Raw genomic sequence first — 21,059 nt, forward strand, 5'->3', positions numbered from 1 at the left:
CCCATTTGGCGTGATGTGCGCGTTCGTGGAGGGGCGCTTGCGGGGGGGCATGGGTGACCCCATCGGATGGGTGCCTGGGCTCGCGAGATGCGTGGGGGACCCAACGGATGGGTTCAGCGTAGATGAATCGAAGCCGGCGAGCCCGTCGATGGGGTCGCCGGCCTCTGAGGCTGCTGGCTGGCAAATGCATGACTCGTTGGAGTGCGATGGATTCGTAGATCGTGCTCGCGCCCTGGAAATCGTCGTCCTGCCCGATTCTCATTTGACCCGCTCATGAGCGTGGCGTAGCTCGCCGATGGTCATCACTCGAGGGCGCTGGTGTTCCCGAGCCGGCCCGCCAGATTCGTCATCCAGCGAAGGCTTCGTCGTGATGCGGCGGCTGGTCTTCGGTGCGCTCGTTTGGAGGGATCCATGCCCATTCGTTCTCTTGGCTTCACGTTCACGATCGCTGCGATCGCGCTGCTGTTGGCTCAGGCGTGCGGCGGTGGCTCCTCTTCGGCCGAGGTCGCGCCACGCGGAGGCTTGGCACCGCCACCGCTACCCCCGGTCACGCTCGCGGACGAGGTCGCACAGCTCCGCGGGCAGGCCGTCGCGTTCGATCCTTCTGCGGAGGTTGGCACGCTGCCCGGGCGCTCCGGGGTCACGCCGACCGGCCAGGCTGTCTACTCGATCCCGCTCGACGTTGCGCCGGGTGTTGGGGCGATGACGCCGGAGCTGTCGCTAGAGTACCGAAGCACCACGCAAGACGGTCCACTGGGCGTCGGGTTCTCTCTAGGGGGGATCGCCCCGCCGATCCGCCGCTGCAATCGCACGCTCGCGCTCGACGGCACGAATGGGCCCTTCGAATTCGAGCAGGCCGATCCGCTTTGTTGGGGCGACGAGCGCCTGGTGCTGGTCGCGGGGGTGCATGGCCTCGACGGTGCGGAGTACCGCACGCGTCGGGATCCGTTCGCGAAGATCGTCGGGCACGCCGACACCAACGCTCGCGACAGCTACTTCGAGGTCTTCACCAAGGACGGCCGGGTCCTCACTCTGGGCCAGCCCGAGGCCATGCTGTTCCACGAGATCGACGGCGACCCCGTGCCGTGGATCTGGGCGCCGCGCCGCGCCGAGGATCGCTTCGGCAACGGCATCGAGTATCGGTATCACGCTCCCAAGCCCGCCGGGGGTTCCGATCCGTATGCGTTGCAGCTCTATGAGATCGCCTACGCGGGCACGGGCTCTGAGGCGAGCCGACGACACGTCCGCTTCGGCTACGTCGCTCGCACCGATGTCTCGTGGGGCTACGTGGCGGGCGTGGTGCAGGGTCGCACCGAGCGGCTCGAGACGATCACCGTCGAGGGGCCCTACGCGCAGGTGATCGCCAGCTACGTGCTGAGCTACGACCTCGACCCGCTCTCCGGCCGCAGCCGAATCGAATGGGTCAAGAAGTGCGATGCCGCGGGCGCATGCCTGCCCCAGACCACGTTCGAGTGGAGCGCTCCGGGCGGGGCCCCGGGTTCGCTCGCGATGAGCTTCGTCCCGTACGGCGTCTTCCTCGGGCCCGACGCCGAGCTCGTCGACGATCCGGTGCCGTTCGCCAGCTCGCCCACGCGGTTGGTCGGCGACTTCGACGGCGACTCCGACCACGACCTGCTCTACTTCACCGACGCGGGCTGGAGAGCCTGGGACGGCACCTCGCAGTTCGACCTACTCGATACGCCGGTCGTCGTGTCGTGGCCCACGGTGCTGCCCGAGGGCGATGCGTACGTGGAGGCGCTCATCGAGGCCGAGGTGGACGCGGCCCTGGCCGCGGTGCCAGACGACGAGGAACTCACCGTCGAGGAGGAGCAAACCCTCGTCGATGCCGCCGCTGCGATGCACCTCGACCGGCTCCAGCCGGGGTTCTCGATCATGGTGATCGAGGCCAACGGCGATCTGCGTGATGATCTGCTGATCCCCCGACGCGACCTCATGGGCGGGCCATGGGTGGATGCATGGGGGTATCGCTTCGCGAAGAAAGTGGTCGTGGCCGTCGCCGCCACGCCCGAAGGCGAGTCCGCCCCACCCGGTTTCAGCGAGCCCGTGTCGTTCGTCGAGGAGGACGCGGGGCTCTCGGGTGCACCGATCTACTCCGTGATTCCGCTCGATCACGACGGCGATGGCCTGACCGATCTGTGGCTGTGCCAAGGCGAGGGCTACAAGAGCGGGCGCTGGGTGCTCGCCAAGCGCGGCCCCGATCCTGCGGGTCCCTCGGGCCACTACCACTTCACCGCGTACGACAGCGGTGTGGGCTGCTCGGTGCACGACGAGCTGCTCGTGACCAGCCTTCGGGGTGGTCGTCAGGATCTGCTGGTAGTCCCCGCCTACGCGACGGGTGCCGCCATGCCGGTCCCGGCCGACTTCGCGAGCCCGCAGGCGTATCACGACGGGTACCTGCCGCTGCCCGAGGATCAGCGCGCCGACTACCTCGCGCTCGCGTTCGAACCCGGTGGTCCCCCGGGGACGCTGGAGCCCACCGGCCTGCCTCGCGATCAGTACCAGCGTTGGCACGACCGCCGCTGCCGCAACGGTCTTTCGCGTGCGGTCTTCGGCCGGCCGGTCGCCAGTGCGGGGCTGGGGCTCGACAAGCTCGCCGACGTCAACGGCGATGGCCTGGTCGACGTCGTGCGCTACGAGTTGGCGTCGGGCGACCATCCCGGCAACCCCGCGCTGCCCCTGGGTCTGGACGACGGCGGGCACTGGGGCGAGGGCATCGTCTGCGGCACCGACGTCGAGGCCAACCACCCCACGGTGATCCGGCCCTACATCAATACGGGCGACGGCTTCGAGCCGGGCCCGCCCATGCACACGTTCCAGGGCAACCCGCACGCCAACCTATGGCTCGGCTTCCAGGCCGCGCAACTCTACGACTTCGACCTCGACGGGATCGTCGACCTCCTCCTGCCGTCGTCGGGCTGGGGTGGTGGCTGGACGGCCGTGGTCTCCAACGGCGACGGCACGTACACCGATCATCCCGTGGGAGGGATCCCTTCGGGTTGGCCCGCGTACACCGACGAGATCACTTGGCGCGAGCGGACCGAGGCGGCCACGCATCTCCAGGTGATGACGCTCGCCCCTTCAGTCCACGAGCGTGCGCAGATCACCTTCCTCGGCTACGTCGAGGACAACCCCACCGACTGGCCGTACCTCATCAACACCTTCGCCACCAACTACAGCAAGCCGCACAACCGCGTCACGAAGATCACCAACGGGCTCGGAGCGATCGTGGAGATCGACTACGAGACCATCTCCACGACGGGCGCGCACGGGATCGCGGGCCCGCACACCTACCCGAGGACGGGCGCCAAGGGGGCGATGGCCGTGGTCACTCGGCATGCGACGCAGGCCAACCCGCAGGCCGACCTCGAGGTCGATCGCTACGCCTACCACGATGCCGTGGTCGACGCGTGGGGCCACGGCCTGCTGGGCTTCGCCGAGGTCGAGCGCTGGCGCGAAGGGCAGCTCGATCGCCACACGTGGATCCGCTACGCCTACGATCGAGACGATCAGCACGCCGACTATCCCACGGCCGGTCGCCCGGTGGAACAGATCGAGCAGCGCCGAGTCGTCGATGACGCTGGCGTGGTGCAGTACTGGCTCACGCGCACACAGCAGCACCTCGAGACCGTGGTCGAGCCTCGCCTGGGCGGAGATACGCTGTTCACCTACCCGGCACGCCAAGACGTGGACGTGTTCGTGCGGGACGTGAGCTGCACGATCGACTGCGAGTTCAGGCCCAGCGAGCGCTTCCAGTGGCTCACGATCGAGCAGGAACGCGATGGTCTGGGCACCATCGTCTCCTCCACGACCACCAACGACGCCGAGCAGCGGATCTACGAGGTCGATGCGATGCTCGACGATCAGGCCGCGTGGATCGTGGGCCATGCCGAGGCGTGGAGCGAGCAGAGCTGCGTGAGTGGTCAGTGCGTCGAGCGTGCTCACACCGCGACCTACGATCCGGTTACCGGCGCCGTCACCAGCTCGACCTTTGCCCCCAACGATCCGGTGGCGCGGCTCGACACCACGTATGGGTACGACGGCCGCGGCAACGTGATCACGACCACCCTGACCAACCTCCAGGGCGACGTCCGCACAACAACCACCAAGTGGGACGCCGAGGGCGTGCATCCCGAGTCGATGATCAATGCGGCGGGGCACGAGAGCTGGGTGATCCACGAGCCCAGCACGGGGGTACCGATCGCCGAGGTCGCCGCCGACGGGGTGACCTGGGTGCATCGCTACGACGGCTTCCTGCGACCCACTCGGCACGAGCGACGCGCGTCGCCGATGGGGCTGTCCGATGGGAACGTGACCACGGTCGAGTACGCGCTCGGTGGCCCGGTCCACGATGACACGCTCCAGGTCGAGTCGGCGCTGCGCGTGCGGACGACCGCGCCCGATGGCCAGGAACTCACCACCGACTACGGCGCCACCGGGCACGTGATGCAAGAGGCGTGGTGGGGCATGCAGGCGCTCGACGAGGTGCCCGACAACATGGTGGGCCATGGCGGCGAGGTCTACGTGAGCACGCTCTACGACGGGCGCGGCCGCGTGCATCGCCGGAGCCTCCCCACCTGGGCCTCGGAGCAGCCGAGCGGCTACACCACCACCGAGTACGACGGCCTCGATCGCGTGACCGACGTCGAGCACCCCGACGGCGACCACGAGTACTTCGCCTACGGACTGCTGGCGAAGGGATTGCAGACCGCCCACACGGACGAGAGCGGCGCGACGTCGCTGCTACAGACGGACGCCGCCTCGCGGGTGGCGGTGAGCATCGATGCCCATGGGACGAGCACCTGCTTCGAGTACGGCGCCTTCGGTGTGCTCGGCGAGGTCCGTCGGGACTGCACCGACCCGCACACGCCCTGGATCAGCACGTACGAGCACGACGTGGCGGGCCGGATCGTCACCGAGACCGATCCTTCGTTCGGCACCCGAACCCGCCTCTACAACGGCTTTGGAGAGTTGCTCGAGCAAAGCGATGGAGCAGGTGAGGTCATCGGGTTCGAGTACGACGCCCTCGGCCGCGTGCTCGCGCGTCACGACGCCGACGGCGACACCACGCACACCTACGACGTCATCCGGCCCGGCCGGCTGCACACGAGCGAGGGCCCCGACGACATCCTGACCACCTACGGCTACGACGCCTCGGGGCGTCTTCACTCGGTCGCGGTGTCCGACCTCGTACTCACGGTGCCCGGAGCGCTGGAGCTGCACTTCGACTACGGGCTCGGCGACCGGCTGCAGTCGCTGCACTACCCGTCGGTGGACGGAGACCCTGGCCTGCGCGTCGACTACCACTACGATGGCGCCGGCTACCTTCGCCGAGCCAAGCTTGGCGACACCACGGTGTTGTGGTCGGCGCTTCAGGCCGACGAGGCCGGTCGCCTCACGCTCGAGCGCTTCGGCAATGGTCTCGAAACCACCCGGACCTACGAGCCGCTCACGGGCCTGCCCACCACCGTGCAGACTTCGAGCCCCGGCCACCTGGTCCAGAGCCTGGGCTACGACTGGCACCCGTGGGGCGAGCTCGAGCAGCGCTTCGACGTCGTGAGCGGGCAGCAGGAGGTGTTCGAGCACGACGACCTGCGGCGGCTCACGCAGGCCTCGGTCACCGGCGCACTCGGGAGCAGCGTCGTCGACGTCTCATACGATGACGTCGGCAACATCACCCACAAGTCCGACGTGGGCGGCTACGTCTACGAGGACGGGCGGCTCTTCGCCTACGGCATCGGCGTGCCCGTGCTGATGGGCTACGACGCCCGCGGCAACGTCATCGACCACGGCGGCCGCACGCTCACGTACACCCCCTTCGACAAGGTGCGGCAGATCGTCGATGGCGCGGAGACGCTGGACTTTCGCTACGACGCGCAGGGCAATCGGTTCTCGCGCCATTCGGCGCTCGAGGACGACCTGACGGTCGTGGTGCAGGGTCTCTACGAGCGCCGCGACGTCGCGGGCGACTTGCGGTTGACGTACCGCGTGCCCGCGGCCGGGCGCACCGTGGCGCAGATCGTGCGGACCATCGAGGAGGCTGGGGATTTCTCGGTGTGGAGGGATGCGATCGAATTCCTCCACGACGATCACCTCGGCTCGACCCACGTGGTCACCAACGACATCGGCAAGGTGGTACGCCGCGCCTCGTTCGACCCATGGGGCCAGGCCCGCGACGCGGAGGACTGGACGCAGCCGCTCGACGAGGACGTGCTCGATGACCTCGGCGTCGGCTTCACCGGCCACCCTGCGCGGCTCGACGCGGGGCTCTTGGACATGGGCGGTCGCATGTACCACCCGTGGCTCGGGAGGTTCTTCTCGCCCGACCCGCTGGTGGTCTCACCCCTCGACGGTCAGGCCTACAACCGCTGGAGCTACGTACACAACCGGCCGCTCGTGGCCACCGATCCCACGGGCTACGCCGGGAGCTTCGGCGCCTCGGACGACGACGTGCGAGCGCTGCCGCGACTGTGCGACAGCGAGACCCACTGCTACCGCCCCATTGTCGTCCCCGATCCCAACTCCCCGAGCTCCGCACTCGACTCGTGGAACCGCGCCGTGGCGATGTTCGACGCGTACAACGGCATCGGCCAGGGCGGCCCGAGCCACAACCCACACACGGCTGGCCACACCCGTCACGGCAGCGACGCCGGTCAACCCGGCGGTACGCCGGAGTTCACGATCCGGGTGACCCCGGACATGTGTGCCGAGATCGCCGCGTGCTCCGGCGGCGTGACCAAGCGCGGCCCGGTCTACATCTGGGACGCACCGATCGACGACTGGGCCCGCACCGCGGTGGACATCGGGACGGACTTCATCCCGGTCGTATCGACGCTGAAGTCGGTGTACGATGCCGTCCAACGGCTCGACAATGGCGAGGACACGTTCGACGTGCTCATGTCCTCCGGGGCCGAGGGACTGCTCAGCCTCATTCCCGGCGGCAAGGCAGGCAAGCGACTCGGCGATGCAGTCGATGCAGTGGCGGACGTCGCAGACGCAGCGGGCGACGTGCGGAAGGCTGCGAGGGGGAGACTCCAAGGAATGGCGGACGAGATTCGGGAAGCCGGCTCTGTTCAGGCGCGGAGTCGGCGGACGATCGCTGTCGGCGAAGATGCGAGTGGGGGGCTCCACGCCGCATCAAGCAATGGCTTCGACGCCGGACAGCGAGCAGCCGCAGACCGCCTAGGAGTGCGCCGTGTGCCTTCACGTCGAGGCTCGCATGCCGAAGAGGATCTCCTCCGAGAGGTTCCCGATCTGAGACGTGTTGGAACATCTCGGCGATCACCATGTGGGCCAGGCGAACACAATTGCGCAGGACGGCTACAACGCGCAGGTGTTGAGGTTGACAATAAGTAGGGCCCCATGTCTTTGGACGAACATGTTGCAGAAATGGATCGCCGTCTCCGGGCCCTCTCTTTAGCGCAGGCGTCTCTGTTCTACGCCTGCTGCGCGGAGAGGTTCTTCCCGCTCTACACGGCATTCTCACGGGCGGAGCGGTGGGGAGACACGAAAGAAGTGAGAAATCATCTCGACTTGGCATGGGAATCTGCTCTACGTCAGCATCTCGACCGCGAGGTTGCCCAAACTGCGCTCGACGGATTGCTGCGTCAGACACCACACGCGGACGATTTTGAGTCGGTTGAGACGACGTTTGCGCAAGACGAGTGTCTTCTGATCTCCTCGGCTTTGGGTTGCGCGGCAGACATCACCGACGAGAATGCCATCCCCGTTGATGGAGCGTTCGAGATTCTCCGAGTTGCCCACTGCGTTGAGTCCACTGGGTTCCTCGACCTGGGAGACGACCCTCAGGCGGCGATGACGCTTGCCGATTTTACTTCCAGTGAGTCATTTCTGCAGGAGGTCGGATTTCAAGACGAAGACCTACGGGAAATCCTGGCAGCGACCAAGATCGACAACGAACTCGTCTCCAGATTGCGGAACCGAGCAGTCCGCAACCAGTACAGCGCCATCCGCTTGCTACCAACCCAGGCCGCAAGAGAGAGCCCTTGACCGGCGACAAGCAGCCGACACCAGAATCGACCGCAAGAGCGGGTGGGCAACAGGCGCGCGCTCAGATCCGAGCCTCCCACCCGGGCCTGGTCGCCGCCGCAGATCTACGGCTCGAGGCCGTCAGCCGCCACAGTGCTCATGGCACGGGCAGGCGCACGACCAGCTCGCTGCCCGTGCCCAGTCCGTCGCTATGCGCGGAGATCCGGCCGCCGTGCAGCTCCACGAGGCTCTTGACGATGCTGAGGCCCAGGCCCAGGCCTCCCTGGGCGCGCTCGAGCCCCTGCGGCTGCTGCACGAAGACCTCGAAGATCCGCGGGAGCATCTCGGCGGCGATCCCCATACCGTCATCGCGTACCCGCAGTACGACCTCATGCCCCTCGGCCGCTCCACGGATCGAGATCAGGCCACCGGGCTCGGTGTACTTGGCCGCGTTGTTCAGGAGATTGACGATCACCTGCACCATGCGTGCCTCGTCGACCTCGACGACGAGGCCGGGAGCAACGTCGACCTCCACCCGGTGTCGGCGCTTCTCGATCGAGGGGCTCGCGACCTCGAGCGCGTTGCCGACCAGCTCCGCGAGCTCGATCGACTCCGGGCAGAGCTCGATGCGCGAGTAGGCGAGGCGCGAGACGTCGAGCAGGTCGTCGACCAGTCGCATCATTGCCCGCGCCTGACGCTCGATGACCTGGCGCGCGCGTTCGGTGGCGGAGTCGATGGGCTGTCCCTTCATCACCTCGAGCGAGGTCATGATCGGGGCCAGCGGGTTGCGCAGCTCGTGGCCGAGCATGGCCAAGAAGTCGTCCTTGGTGCGACTGGCGGCCTCGGCCTCGGCGCGAGCGCGCTCGGCCTCGCGAAACAGGCGGGCGTTCTCCAGCGCAACGACGGCCCGCGAGGCCAACGCGATCGCGAGCTCGAGGTCGGCTGGGCCGTAGCTCCGCCCGGACTCGGCCATGACCAACGAGAGCACGCCAAAGGCAGTGTCGCCTTGCATGAGCGGCACGCCCACGTACGAGCAAGCGTCCGGCCCGTGGAGCGAGCGCAGCCGCACCTGCCGGGACACGGTGGTCACGCTTCGCCTGCGCTTGGGTACGAGCACCGACTTGCCGGTGCGCAGGATCTCGAGCACGCCGTCGCCCACCTGAGAATTGGACGGGGTGTCGGGCGCGAGCTCCTCCACGACTCGGGCCGTGGTCTCATCGAAGTGTGCCGTCCCCAGCCGGCGAAGCTCGCCGTCCTCGAGCACGTCCACCACGCACCAGTCGGCGTGTCGTGGCACGGGGAGCCTGGCCACCATGGCCAGAGTGGTTTCGAAGTCGAGCGACTCGTTCAGCACCTTCGAGGCGCGTGCCAGCAGCTGGCGCTGCGCCATCGCGCGCTGCACGGAGGTCTGGTCGCGCGACACCAGGGCCAGCCCGGCGAGCGCGACCCAGGCCCCGCGGTACTTGGGCAGCGCCATCGTCACCACCGCGGCAACCACGAAGCCGAGCGAGGTCCACCACAGTCGGCGGTCGACGTACGACGCCACCGTCCCGACGATTGCTCCGACCACCAGCAGCATGAGCGCCAGGCCGCTCGCGAACGGCAAGCCATCCCACCAGCTCAGGCCGAGTGCGAGCGCCGCGAACGCGAGCGTACAGAGGATGAGGTCGAACAGCTGCGGGCTGTCCTCGTCGGACGAGTGCTGCGCGGCTCGGCGACGCCCGCCGAGCGCCATCCCGCCGAGCACCGCCGCCACTGCGATCGCGTCGGGATAGCCGGGCTGGTACAGCCCGAGCTGGCGCATCGCAAAGAGGACGATCGCGGCGAGCGCCAAGGCGCCGCCGCTCATGTGCAGGTGCGACCAATGGCGAAGATGCGTCGAGGAACCGATGACCATGGAGGAGCCCCATCACTGGCCAGAGCATACTCGTGGAGTGAGTCGAACGGCACACCTCGCGTCCGTGCACGCGCCTTGCCCGCCCCGAAGGGGGTGATGCTCCAGAGCCGGTGCGGCGCTTCGGCTTTGCGTCTTCCAAGGCGATGCCACCTCCATGCCTCGTCGCTGCCGTCGTCGCGGGTCTCGACGCCGTCGTGGACGAAGCCATCGCCGCAGGTCGAGACCAACGTCCCCAGCGCGGCGACCCGCTCCAGTGCGCACGGGGCCGCAGACGAGAATCCTGCTACGATCCCCGCCGCCCCATGCGAGAACCCAGCGAGGCGACACGGCTTCGGCAAGCGGACCTCCCGATCGGGATCGACGATCCGACGCTCGACGCCGATGCGGAGTCGGCCGAGCTCCCCGGGCCCCCCGAGCTCCCCGAGCGCCTCGGCCGCTACCTCGTGCTCGAGCGCCTCGGCGAGGGCGGGATGGGCGTGGTGGTGGCGGCCTACGATCCCAAGCTCGATCGCAAGGTCGCCATCAAGCTGCTGCGTGCCGGCCACGACGACATTGCCGATGCCCGCCTGCTGCGCGAGGCGCAGGCGATGGCCAAGCTCTCCCACCCCAACGTGGTCCCCGTGTTCGACGTGGGACTGGTCCACGGCCGCGTGTTCGTGGCGATGGAGCTCGTCCGCGGCCGAACCCTGGACGCGTGGCTCCGTGAGGGGGTTCCACGCCCATGGCCGGAGGTCCTCGAGGTGTTCGTCGCCGCGGGTCGCGGAGTGGCCACGGCGCACGAGGCAGGCATCGTCCACCGCGACTTCAAGCCGGCCAACGTGCTGGTCTCCGACTCCGGTCGGGTGCAGGTCACCGACTTCGGGCTGGCGCGGGCGATGGGCGATCACTCCGAGCCATCGGCCGACACCGAGCTCTCGAGCGAGACCGAGGGCGCGGGCGATGCGTCGACCCTGTCACAGCTTCGTGGTCCAGCTGCTCGAGTCGGCGGCTCCGCAGTAGCCGTTCGTGGCTACTGGGCCTCCCCCCGCACGAATCGATCCCTCCGCGGCAGCTCGAGGATGAAGACCGTCCCGCCGCCCTGGGCTGGCTCGTGTCGCAGCGAGCCGCCGTGGGCCTGCACGATCTGCAGCGCCACCGGGAGCCCGAGCCCGGTGCCTTCGGGCTTGGTGGTGACGAACGCCTCGAATGGATCGATGTCGCCGGGGACCCCGCATCCCGTGTCATGCACCTCGACGTGCACGCGACTGTCGGACTCGGTCACGTGGATGCTCACCGTGCCGCCATCGGGCATGGCATCGGCCGCGTTCTTGATGAGGTTCAACAAGACCTGGCGAACCTTCTCGGCGTCGATGAAGCTGGTGCGCAGCCGCTCGGGCAGCCCGCGCACCACGTTGATGCCCCGAGCGTTGAGCGAGGGGGTCTCGGTGCCCAGCACCTCGTGGATGAGCCCGACGAGATCGGTCGGGGCGACCGACAGGCGATGGCGGCGCGCCAGGGCCCGAAACTCGTCGAGCAGGTGGCTCAGGCGGCGGGTCTCGCCGAGCAGCGCCGCCACGCTCGAGGCCACCCGAGGGTCGACGTGGTGGTCGGCTCGAGCGAGGCGCCGCTCGAGCAGCTGGGCGTGCATGTACATGCTGTTGAGTGGATTGCCGAGCTCGTGGGCAAAGCTGGCCGCGGTGGTGCCGATGGCGGCGAGGCGCTCTCGCTCGAGCAAGCGCTCCTGCAGCGAGACCTTGTCCGAGATGTCACGGATGAAGGCACCGTAGCGAATGGTGTCACCGGCCTCGACCTCGGTCACCGACAGCTCGATGGGAAAGACCTCGCCGTTCTTGCGCCGCGCCGCCACCGAGCGGATGCGACCGATGGCACGGGGCTCGCGAGTCCGCTCGTAGCGAGCCACGTAGGCACCGTGCTCGCTGGCGTGGGGCTCGGCCATCAGGATCTCGACGTCCTGCCCCCGAACCTCCGACGCGGCATACCCGAACATCTGCTCGGCGGCGGCGTTGAACAGCACGATCCGGCTGCCGCCGTCGATGCAGACCACCGCGTCTCGGGTGCTGGTCAGGAGCTGCTCGTACCACTCGGCCCGGGTGCGGAGCTCGTCGAAGTCGTTGGGCATGATCTTGCCTCGCGGCACCTCACCAACCGCGAGAGCGGTCGGACGGCTACGCTCATTGTGGGCTGGAGCAAGGCGTCTCGCGTCCGCACTCGCTGCGCCTTGGCGGGCGGCGACGCAAGAAATGCGCGCGCGCATCTCTAGCGCTGAGGCTCCAGGGCGGCTAGCCATAGGACATGAAGATCCTCGTTGGAGCGGATGGCTCTCCTCGCGAGCCCAAGGTGTTGGATGCGGCAATCGCGCTAGCCAGGGACCGCGGGGCCACGATCCATCTGGTGCGCGCCATGATGGTGCCGGTCAGCATCCCCACCGCCGTGTGGACCTTGCAGGGCGAGGACTTCGCCCAGTTCCTGGTCGAGCACGGCGACAAGGAACTCGCGGTCTCGGCCGCGCGGATTCCCGAGTCGATGCGTGGCTCGTCGATCACCCGCGTGGGTCAGCCGGCCGACGTCCTGGTGAGCGCGGCCGAGGAACTCGATGCCGATCTGGTGGTGATCGGCAGCCATGGCTACGGAGGGATCGACCGCGTGCTGGGCACGACGGCCGCCAAGGTGGTCAACCGCGCGCCGTGCAGCGTGCTCGTGGTGCGCTGAGACGTCTTTCGATGGGCACCGCAATGGCCAACACAGACAACAGCGATACCAAGATCCTCGTGGTGGACGACGAGGCTGCCGCCCGGGCTGCGCTCTCGGAGCTGCTCCGCGACGAAGGCTACGTGGTGCACACGGCAGGCGACGGCTTCAAGGCGCTGGGCCAGCTCGAGGACTGGACACCCGATGTGGTGGTCACCGACGTGCAGATGCCGGGGATGAGCGGCATCGAGCTGATGGAGAAGATCCGCGAGCGCGTGCCCAACGTGGGGGTGGTGGTGATGACCGCGTTCGGCTCGGTGGAGAACGCGGTGGCGGCCATGCAGGCCGGGGCCGACGACTACCTCACCAAGCCGGTGCACTTTCCCGAGCTGATGCTCATCCTCGAGCGCTTGCTCGAGCGTCGGGCCCTGGCGCAGGAGAACGCGCGGCTCCGCGACGTGCTCGGGGGCGGCGACGCCAACGAGGTCGGCTGGGTCGGCAGCTCCAAGCCCGCGCGCGAGCTGATGAGCCTGGTCAGGCAGGTCGCCAGCAGCGACGCCTCGGTGCTGGTGCTCGGTGAGAGCGGCACGGGCAAGGAGCTGGTGGCGCGAGCCGTGCACCACTTTGGCGCCCGGCGAGAGGGCCCGTTCGTGGCGGTGCCCTGCGCGGCCATCACCGACGATCTGCTCGAGGCCGAGCTGTTCGGGGACGGCAAGGAGCGACGCGGGCGCCTGGCCGAGGCGTCGGGGGGCACGCTCTTCCTCGATGACGTGGCCGAGATTCCGCTGCCGGCCCAGGCGCGCTTGCTCGGTCATCTGCAGGAGCAGCAGGCGTCGGCGCGGGCGCTCGACGTGCGAGTCATCGCCGCCAGCGGGGTCGATCTCCACCGCGAGGTGCATGCCGGTCGCCTCCGTGAGGATCTCTACTACCGCCTCAACGTGATCACCCTGCGCGTGCCCACGCTGCGGGAGCGCCGCGAGGACATTCCGCTGCTGGCCAGCCACTTCCTCAAGCGCCATGCGGCCAAGAACCACAAGTACATCCGGGGGTTCTCCGATCGGGCGCTGGGAGTGCTTTTGGGCTTCGACTGGCCCGGCAACGTGCGCCAGCTCGAGGCGGCGATCGAGCGCGCGGTGGTGCTGTGCCAGGGCCGGGAGGTCGAGCCCAAGGATCTCTCGCGCGAGCTGATGCAGCCGCAGCGGGCCAGCGACGAGGCGCCGAAGATCCCCGGGGCGACGATGGCGGAGCTCGAGCGCTACGCCATCCTCAAGACGCTCGAGCACGTGGGGGGCAGCACCCGCCGCGCGGCGGAGATCCTGGGGATCTCGACGCGCAAGATCCAGTATCGCCTCAACGAGTACCGCGATCGCGATCCGTCCGGGGTGCCCGCGGTGAGCCGACGGGACTAGTCTCGGGCCCGAGCCACGGCTGGCGGTCGCGCCGGCCTCCCTGGCCTGGTCGCTCACGCGGCCCGGCGGGCGGGGGCGGGGGTCATCGAGGGCTTGGCGCGCTCGACCTCGAGCAGCTGCAGGGTCGCGGTCGCGGTCGCAGGGGCCGGCGGCTGGTGCTCCTCGTCGGCTCCGGCGACGGCGCCTGCGATCAGGCCGAACACCGAGCCGATCACGCCGACGAGGAGCGTGTCGAACAGGTCGAAGGCGTAGTGGCTCACGGGGCCGATGAAGGAGAAGGCGATGAGGGCGGTCGCGGTGCCGACCAGCAGCGCGCCCATGATCCCGCTTCGAACCGCGGGAGTCAGCAGGCGCTCGGAAGTGGAATCGCTCGACATGCCTGGAGCATGAGGTGCGTCGCGGCGGTTGGCCTTCGCATCATCTGCGAGCGCTCGTGCAAATGCAGCGCGTAGGCCGCGTCACGGCGGCCCGCTCACGCGTCGGGCGGACCGGGCGACCGGGGTGATGTGCGAATCCTCGCCCAAACGGCGTTGGGCGGAGGACCGAGGTTGTGGCATGACCCGCGGCCGTCCCGATGCTCGTCCGAGTCGAGATCGAACGCCCCGCGCCCCGGTCGCTCCGGCCGGCCATCGATGCGCTGCAGCGCGACGGCGTGATCATCTACCCCACCGACACCGGGTATGCGTTTGGTTGTGCGCTGTCGAGCCTCAAGGGCATCGCCAAGCTGCGCAAGCTCAAGGGCTACCACGACAAGCACCCCAAGCCGCTCACGATGCTGGTCAACGAGATCGCCGAGCTGGGTCGCTATGGCCACATGGGCAACCGGGTGTTTCGCGTGGTGCGGCGGCTGTTGCCGGGGCCCTACACCATGGTGCTGCAGGCCACCAACGACGTGCCGCGGCAGATGAAGAACCGCTGGCACGAGGTGGGCATGCGGGTGCCCGCTCACCCGGTGTGCCGCATGCTGGTCGAGCTGCTGGGAGAGCCGCTGCTGACGGGCTCGGTGACCTCGGCCGACGAGGCCTTCGAACTCGAGGAGCCCGAGATCTACGAGACCCGCTACGCCCGCGACGTGCAGGTGGTGGTGGACGGCGGGCCGCTGTGGCCCGAGCCGTCGACGGTGCTCAAGCTGGTCGACGACCAGATCGAGGTGCTGCGCGAGGGGCAGGGGGCGCTGCCCGAGTGAGCGCCTGCGAGCTTCCTTGGTGGGCTCAGGGCTCGTCCGCTTCGGGCGGCGAGGCGTAGTCGACGAACGCGGACGACGGAGGCACGGTCAGGCGCAGCGGGGCCAGCCAGTCGTTGGCCTCGCGATGGATCGAGGCCACGTGCAGGGTGGCGGCCTCGAGCAGGGGCTGCTCGGTCACGAACGACAGCTCGAGCTCGATCGAGGCCCCGGGCTCGAGCGTCGTTCGCTCGGGAACGGCAGGTTCGTCGGTGGAAGCGACCGGGTACTCGAGCTCGCCGTAGGCGAGCAGGATGCCCTCGCGATCGACGGTCAGCGGGACCGCGCCGCGGTTTTGGAGGGTCACGCTCAGCGAGACCTGGCGCAGGTCGTAGAGCGCGCGCGACAGCTCGAGGGCCAGCGGGCCGTTGTCGGTCGTACGCTCGCCGCTGGGGAACGACGCCCGCTGAGGCCCGGGCGCCTGCGCCGTCGCGCAGCCCAGGGGCGTCGAGACGAGCACGCAGGCGAGGGCGAGGGCGACACGAGACGAGCGCGAGGAGCAGGGCACCGGCCACGATGGTACACCCGTCGGTTCGGGTCGCGCAGCACCCCGACCTGGCCAGGACCTCAGGCGTCGGGATCCTCCACGATGATCACATCGGGCAGATCCCCAGGCGGTCCCTCGACCGGATCCTGCGGCGAGGCGAAGCCCAGGCCCACCTGCCCGTGATCGTTGGCACCCCAGCAGCGCAGGCTGCCGTCGTCGAGCCGCGCGCAGGTGTGATCGGCCAGTGCACCCGATGCGATCGCGGTGACGGTGAGCCCACCCATGTCGACCGGGTCGATGTCGGCCGGAGTCTCGTCGTCGCCGATCGTCGGGCTCCCGGGCACGCCGAGCTGGCCCTCGCTCCCCTGGCCCCAGCAGCGCAGGCTGCCGTCGTCGAGCAGCGCACAGGTGTGGGCTCGGCCCGCCGTCACCGCGACGGCGACGCCACCGAGCGCCACGTCACCCGCCTCGGCCGGGGTCTCGTCGTCGCCGATCGGCTCGAGGCCGGCATGCCCGAGCTGCCCCTCCGCTCCCTCGCCCCAGCAGCGCAGCGCTCCGTCGTCGAGCCGGGCGCACGAGTGGTCGGCGCCCGCGACCACTTGCACGGCCGTGCCCCCGAGCGCGATGTCTCCGGTGATCGCGGGAACGTCGATGCTCCCGCCCGCCCCGGCGAGGCCGAGCTGCCCGGCGTCGTCTCGTCCCCAGCACCGCACCGTGCCCTGGGACAGGAGCGCGCAGGCGTGGGCCGCCCCCACGGCCAGCCCCACCGCGGTACCGCCCAGCATCACGTCGGCCGGGGCCTGGACCCCCGCCAGCTCCCCGCGACCGAGCTGGCCTTCGTCACCGCGGCCCCAGCACTGCACGCGTCCGTCGACGAGCCGCGCGCAGCCGAAGCCCTCGCCCGCCGCCACCTCGACGGCCGGGCCATCCAGCGCAACGAGGGTGGGCAGGCTGGTTCCCGCGGGGGTCTCGTCGTCGCCGATCGTCGCGGCATGGGGAAGGCCCAGCTCGCGCGCTGCATTGAGTCCGAAGGCCCGCACCGTGCCGTCGTCGAGCAGCGCGAAGCTCTGGGTCCCGTTGGTCGCCACCATGCTCGCCTTGCGACCAAGCGCGATCGGCTCGAGCTCCAGGGGATCGGGCTCACTCGACGCCAGCGACCGTCCCTGGCCGAGCCGTCCTTGGTCGCCACGCCCCCAGCACTCGACCTGACCGGTCTCGAGGGTGACGCACGTGGTGGCGGCGCCCAGCGAGATCGACATCGGGCCGACCGCCAGCGAGCCCTCCCGCAGCGCGAGCGCTTCGTCGCGGTCGCTCGAGTCGGGCACGCAGCCGGCCAGCGCCAGCCACGAGGCCACGCACGCTCCCAGGGCGCGGGCGGAACGGAAGGAGGGGATGGAGGATCGATCGAGGCGATGCATCTTGGCTCCTGGCGACAGGCCGAGGGCGTGCGACCGTGAGCCACCGAGGCGGTCGATCGAGCCGCCATCCGTGGGGCTCGATCTCTCGCTCGGCCGGGGTCGATCCCCCGCTCACGCCACGCGTGCTCGTCCTTTGCCAAGGAGTGCGGGGCGGCCGGTCTTGGATCGCCCCCTCGTGATCTTTTCGTGAAGAAGGCTCAGCGATGGGCGCGAAGCCAGCGCTCGAGCTCGGCCCGCAGGCGCTCCGCGGCCTCGCCGTGCTCGGGCTCGAGCCGGGCCAGCGCCGCGTGGGCCAGCGCCCGGGCTTGCTCGGGCGCGGTCCGCCAGCGCAGCTCGGCCAGGGCCAGCTCGGTCTCGGCCCGGTCCACCGGGCGCGCATCGGCGCCCTCCTGCATCTGCAGCGCCCGCTCGAGGTGGTCCTCGGCCAAGTCGACCCGGCCCAGCTCCAGCTCGGTACGCCCCAGCGCCCACGCCGCTCGGGCGATGCGCGGGTGCGAGGTCTGCGAGGAGTACGCTCGCTCGAAGACCTCGAGCGCGCGCTGCTGGAGCTGCCGCGCCCGCTCGAGGTGACCTTGCTGATGCTCGAGCAACCCCTGGGCGGCCAGGGCCTTGCCCACGTCGGGATGATCGGGCCCCCCGTAGCGCTCGAAGGCGGCACGCGCTCGCTCGAGGTGCTCGGCGGCCTCGTCGGTGCGCTCGAGGACCTGCAGGGTCTTGCCCAGGTTGAGCTCGACCATCGCCACCCTGGGGTGATCCTCGTCGTAGATCTCGGCGTACTGCTGGAGCGCCTCTCGGTAGTGGTGCTCGGCATCCTCGGGCCGCCCTTGGCCCCGCGCCACCACCCCGAGGTTGACGAGCACGTCGGCCACCAGATCGTGCTGGGGTGACAGCGCCTGCTGCCAGAGCGCCAGCGCCCGCTCGAGCTCGACCCGGGCCTCGTCGTTGCGACCGCGGTAGAGCAGCACGGCGCCGAGGTTGCTGTGCACATGGGCGAGGGCGGGGTGATCGGGCCGAAGCGAGCGCTCCCCCACCTTGCGCGCGCGCAGCAGCTCCTGCTCGGCCGCGGCGTGGTGCCCCTCGTCCACCAGCACGGTGGCGAGGTTGGCCAGGCGGTGGACCATGGCCGGGTGCTCCGCGCCGAGCTCCTGCTCGACCAGCGAGACCGCCTCGCGAGCCAGGCGCTCCGCTTCTTCGTGCCGCCCTTGCCGGCGCAGCACGCCTCGCAGCCCGTCCAGCGCCCCCACGGTGTCGAGCGGGTCGACGACGGCCGCGGCTCGCAGCACCGTCAGGGCGCGGGTGAAGTGGGTCTCGGCCTCTGCGTCCTGACCCTGCTTGGCCAGCACCTGGGCCACGCCCAGCAGGGCCTCGGCCTCCCGCGAGCCCTCGGCGTCCACGCGCTGCGCCAGCGCCAGCACCGAGTCGCCCAGCAGCGCCGCCCCCTCGGGCTGGGCCAGGGGCACGCCCACCACGAACACCAGGCCCGTGCCGGCCTCGGCCGCCACCTCGGCGTGATCGTGGCGCAGCGCCAGGGCATGGGCCGCGCGGAGGTCTGCGGCCGCCTCCGGGTAGTGCCCCAGCGCCTGATGGAGCTCGCCGCGGAGCATTCGGGCTTCGGCGATCACCGGCTCGAAGCCCACCCGCTGCGCGCGCTCGAAGGCCGCCTCGGCGCGACGAAGACCCTCGTCGTACTTGCCCGCTTGCAGCTTCGTGCGCGCGCGCGCGAGATCCTCGCGCAGGTCGGCGACCGCCGCCGCGACCGTCGCCGGCGGCATGGGCTCGGCCTGGAGCGCCAGCGCGTCGGCACAGCGGGGAAGCGACGGCAGCCCCGCGACCACCCGTACCGCTTGCTCGACCACCTCGGGGTCGGTCTCCAGCAGCTGCTCCACCGCGTGGTCCAGCGCCGAGCGTCGAGTCTCCAGGCAGGCCATGCGCTGGTCGAGCCCGGTGGCGCTGAGCTCACCGTGGACCCGAGCCGCTTCGCAGGTCTGGGTGTGCATGTCCACCCAGCCCTCGGCGTACGCATCGAGGCGCGTGCGCACGGCGAGCCGGGCATCCTCGGCGTAGGGGAGGTCGGTGGCCAGGATCGCCGCGTCGACGGCATGGGCCCGCTCGACGTCCCACACGCCACGCAGGTGCTCTCGCGCGCGGCGGCACGGTGGCTCGGCCTGCGGGGCGAAGACCCACAGCATGGCGGCCACCGCCGCGTTGGTGCCCAGCAAGGCCAGCGCCCACCGCCTTCGCCGACCCGCACTGCGGCAGCGCTCGAGCGCGCGCAGCAGCTCCACCATCGACGGCCAGCGCTCGGCCGGGTCGTCCGCCATCCCCCGCAGCAGCGCGCGCCGCAGCGCTCGCGGGACGCGACGCGTGCTCGCCGTGCTCGCGGAAGGCTCGGGTGAGGTCGGCCGCTCCCGCTCGCCCATCAGCGCCTCCCAGACCGACGCGCAGTAGCTGTATTGATCGCCGCGGGCGTCCCACGGTGCTCCCTTGCGCTGCTCCGGGGACATGTAGGCCAGCGTGCCCACCAGCGCTCCGGGCCGAGTCAGCCGCTCGTCGAAGGGGCTCGGCGTCGGGGAGGGCGCGCGCTCGGAATCCTCGGCGCCATCATCATCCTCCTCATCATCGCTGCGGCGCAGCAGCTCCACGTCGCTGGCCAGCCCGAAGTCGGCCACCCGCACGCGCCCCGTGGCATCGATGAGGCAGTTGGACGGCTTGAAGTCGCGATGGACCAGCCCTTGCGCGTGCACGGCCACCAGGCCCCGCCCCGCTTGCAGGTAGGCGTCGAGCACCTCCGGCCAGGGGCGCGGGAATTGATGCCACTGTCGCAGCGTCTGCCCCTCGACCAGCTCCATCGCGATGAAGCTCTGTCCCTCGATCCGGCCGACCTCGTACACGGTGATCACATGGGGATGGGACAGCCGGGCCAGCGCCTGGGCCTCTCGCAGCTGACGCTTGGCGCGTTGCTCGTCGAGGTCACGGCCGAGCAGCTTGAGGGCCACCCGTCGGTCGAGCACCGAGTCGTACGCCTGCAGCACGATGCCCATCCCGCCCCGTCCCAGCTCGCGCAGGTCCTGGTAGCGGCCGAGGTTGCGCTGGTTGACGAGCTTGGCCTGCCCACCCGTGCCCTCGAGGTCCGAGTCGGAGAGCGTGGGAGCCGTCACGCTCCGTACCGGCGGTGAGCCGGGGTCCACGGCGGGGCTGCTCATCCCGGGGGGAGCATACGCCGGGTGGCACCGAGCCGATCGCGCCACGCGTCGGGGGTGGCGAGGGCGGCCGCTTCAGCCCTCGCGGTGCACCACCACCGCGCGCAGGCCGGTGGCCCACGCATCGAGCTCACGGGTCAGCGTGGCGTGCAGCGCCTTGGGCATGGGCAGCTCCTCCAGTGCGTCCATCAGGCGTGCGCGCCCCCGCTGCAGGCGCCCGCGGACCGTGCCCCGAGGCAGCCCCAGCGCGTCGGCGATCTCGTCGGTCGTCATCGACTCCCAGTAGTGCAGCTCGAGCAGGATCTGCAGCTCGAGCGGGATCCTGCGCAGCGCATCGAGCAGCAGCCGCTCGCCCTCTCGGGCGTGCAGGGCGGTGCTGGGCCCCGGCGAGAGATCGAGGGCGCAGCGGTCGTCGTCGTGCAGCGGAGCGTCGGTGGGCCGGCGCAGGTGGGCGCGTAGCACGTTGCACGCGATGCCGAACAGGTACGAGCGAAAACGGCTCGGGTCGCGCAGGCGGTCGCGCCCGCGCAGGCATGCCATGAACGTCTCTTGTACGAGGTCGTCGGGATCCTCGGACAGCTTGTTGACGAAGAAGCGGCTCACGGGCTCGAAGTAGCGCTCGAACAGCTCGGATCCCGCTTGCTTGTCGCCCCCCCGCCACCCCTCGAGCAGCTCCGCGTCGCTCCTCACGCGCGCATGGTAGCGCGCCGGGGCCGTGTTTGTTGCTACCA

The 21,059-nt window shown here is 69.9% G+C and carries 12 protein-coding genes and 1 pseudogene; 6 read left to right on the forward strand and 7 right to left on the reverse strand.

Annotated features, from left to right (window positions below):
- Nucleotides 1–411: 411 nt before the first annotated feature.
- Complete coding sequence (locus tag OEB96_RS38655) at nucleotides 412–7,374, forward strand: RHS repeat domain-containing protein (protein ID WP_266221918.1); 6,963 nt, start codon at nucleotides 412–414, stop codon at nucleotides 7,372–7,374.
- 6 nt (nucleotides 7,375–7,380) lie between these two features.
- Nucleotides 7,381–8,028 carry a DUF416 family protein gene (locus OEB96_RS38660; protein WP_266221919.1) on the forward strand — a complete coding sequence of 216 codons (648 nt, stop codon included), beginning with the start codon at nucleotides 7,381–7,383 and terminating at the stop codon, nucleotides 8,026–8,028.
- A 136-nt stretch (nucleotides 8,029–8,164) separates the two neighbouring features.
- Here OEB96_RS38660 and OEB96_RS38665 read toward each other — a convergent pair whose 3' ends face one another.
- Nucleotides 8,165–9,856, reverse strand: coding sequence for a sensor histidine kinase (locus OEB96_RS38665; protein WP_266221920.1), 1,692 nt, complete (start codon nucleotides 9,854–9,856; stop codon nucleotides 8,165–8,167).
- A 518-nt stretch (nucleotides 9,857–10,374) separates the two neighbouring features.
- Between OEB96_RS38665 and OEB96_RS38670 the strand changes: the two are divergent.
- A pseudogene (locus OEB96_RS38670) lies at nucleotides 10,375–10,740 on the forward strand (serine/threonine-protein kinase); the annotation flags it as partial.
- A 173-nt stretch (nucleotides 10,741–10,913) separates the two neighbouring features.
- On the opposite strand, the gene OEB96_RS38675 reads toward OEB96_RS38670, so the two are convergent.
- A complete protein-coding gene (locus OEB96_RS38675) occupies nucleotides 10,914–12,023 on the reverse strand; it encodes a two-component system sensor histidine kinase NtrB (RefSeq protein ID WP_266221921.1) in 1,110 nt (369 codons plus the stop codon).
- A gap of 173 nt (nucleotides 12,024–12,196) precedes the next feature.
- Here OEB96_RS38675 and OEB96_RS38680 point away from each other — a divergent pair, with 173 nt between their 5' ends.
- Together OEB96_RS38680 and OEB96_RS38685 are read left to right on the forward strand one after the other, a co-directional pair.
- Nucleotides 12,197–12,613: a universal stress protein gene (locus OEB96_RS38680; protein WP_266221922.1), complete on the forward strand. Its 417-nt coding sequence runs from the start codon at nucleotides 12,197–12,199 to the stop codon at nucleotides 12,611–12,613.
- A 23-nt stretch (nucleotides 12,614–12,636) separates the two neighbouring features.
- Nucleotides 12,637–14,001 (forward strand): sigma-54-dependent transcriptional regulator, encoded by a 1,365-nt coding sequence (locus OEB96_RS38685; protein WP_266221923.1) that lies wholly within the window; start codon nucleotides 12,637–12,639, stop codon nucleotides 13,999–14,001.
- A gap of 53 nt (nucleotides 14,002–14,054) precedes the next feature.
- On the opposite strand, the gene OEB96_RS38690 is transcribed toward OEB96_RS38685, so the two are convergent.
- Nucleotides 14,055–14,378: a hypothetical protein gene (locus tag OEB96_RS38690; protein WP_266221924.1), complete on the reverse strand. Its 324-nt coding sequence runs from the start codon at nucleotides 14,376–14,378 to the stop codon at nucleotides 14,055–14,057.
- Between the two features lie 197 nt (nucleotides 14,379–14,575).
- On the opposite strand from OEB96_RS38690, the gene OEB96_RS38695 reads away from it, so the two are divergent.
- On the forward strand, nucleotides 14,576–15,187 hold the full coding sequence (locus OEB96_RS38695; RefSeq protein WP_266221925.1) for an L-threonylcarbamoyladenylate synthase: 612 nt from the start codon (nucleotides 14,576–14,578) through the stop codon (nucleotides 15,185–15,187).
- A 25-nt stretch (nucleotides 15,188–15,212) separates the two neighbouring features.
- Here the strand turns inward: OEB96_RS38695 and OEB96_RS38700 are convergent, their stop codons facing one another.
- The 4 genes from OEB96_RS38700 to OEB96_RS38715 form a co-directional block, all read right to left on the reverse strand.
- On the reverse strand, nucleotides 15,213–15,731 hold the full coding sequence (locus OEB96_RS38700) for a hypothetical protein (protein ID WP_266221926.1): 519 nt from the start codon (nucleotides 15,729–15,731) through the stop codon (nucleotides 15,213–15,215).
- A 59-nt stretch (nucleotides 15,732–15,790) separates the two neighbouring features.
- The gene (locus OEB96_RS38705; protein ID WP_266221927.1) at nucleotides 15,791–17,065 is read right to left on the reverse strand and encodes an RCC1 domain-containing protein; all 1,275 of its coding nucleotides are present in this window, start codon (nucleotides 17,063–17,065) and stop codon (nucleotides 15,791–15,793) included.
- A 260-nt stretch (nucleotides 17,066–17,325) separates the two neighbouring features.
- Nucleotides 17,326–20,331 (reverse strand): serine/threonine-protein kinase, encoded by a 3,006-nt coding sequence (locus tag OEB96_RS38710; protein WP_266221928.1) that lies wholly within the window; start codon nucleotides 20,329–20,331, stop codon nucleotides 17,326–17,328.
- Nucleotides 20,332–20,403: 72 nt separating this feature from the next.
- On the reverse strand, nucleotides 20,404–21,018 hold the full coding sequence (locus OEB96_RS38715) for an RNA polymerase sigma factor (RefSeq protein ID WP_266221929.1): 615 nt from the start codon (nucleotides 21,016–21,018) through the stop codon (nucleotides 20,404–20,406).
- Nucleotides 21,019–21,059 lie beyond the last annotated feature (41 nt).

This window comes from Paraliomyxa miuraensis (genome assembly GCF_026337845.1).
Taxonomy (GTDB): domain Bacteria; phylum Myxococcota_A; class Polyangia; order Nannocystales; family Nannocystaceae; genus Paraliomyxa; species Paraliomyxa miuraensis.

Coding starts and splice junctions, on each gene's coding strand:
- OEB96_RS38685 (WP_266221923.1), top strand. CDS start 12,637: ATGGCCAACACAGACAACAGCGATACCAAGATCCTCGTGGTGGACGAC.
- OEB96_RS38660 (WP_266221919.1), top strand. CDS start 7,381: ATGTCTTTGGACGAACATGTTGCAGAAATGGATCGCCGTCTCCGGGCC.
- OEB96_RS38680 (WP_266221922.1), top strand. CDS start 12,197: ATGAAGATCCTCGTTGGAGCGGATGGCTCTCCTCGCGAGCCCAAGGTG.
- OEB96_RS38690 (WP_266221924.1), bottom strand. CDS start 14,378: ATGTCGAGCGATTCCACTTCCGAGCGCCTGCTGACTCCCGCGGTTCGA.
- OEB96_RS38665 (WP_266221920.1), bottom strand. CDS start 9,856: ATGAGCGGCGGCGCCTTGGCGCTCGCCGCGATCGTCCTCTTTGCGATG.
- OEB96_RS38655 (WP_266221918.1), top strand. CDS start 412: ATGCCCATTCGTTCTCTTGGCTTCACGTTCACGATCGCTGCGATCGCG.
- OEB96_RS38695 (WP_266221925.1), top strand. CDS start 14,576: ATGCTCGTCCGAGTCGAGATCGAACGCCCCGCGCCCCGGTCGCTCCGG.
- OEB96_RS38710 (WP_266221928.1), bottom strand. CDS start 20,331: ATGAGCAGCCCCGCCGTGGACCCCGGCTCACCGCCGGTACGGAGCGTG.
- OEB96_RS38675 (WP_266221921.1), bottom strand. CDS start 12,023: ATGCCCAACGACTTCGACGAGCTCCGCACCCGGGCCGAGTGGTACGAG.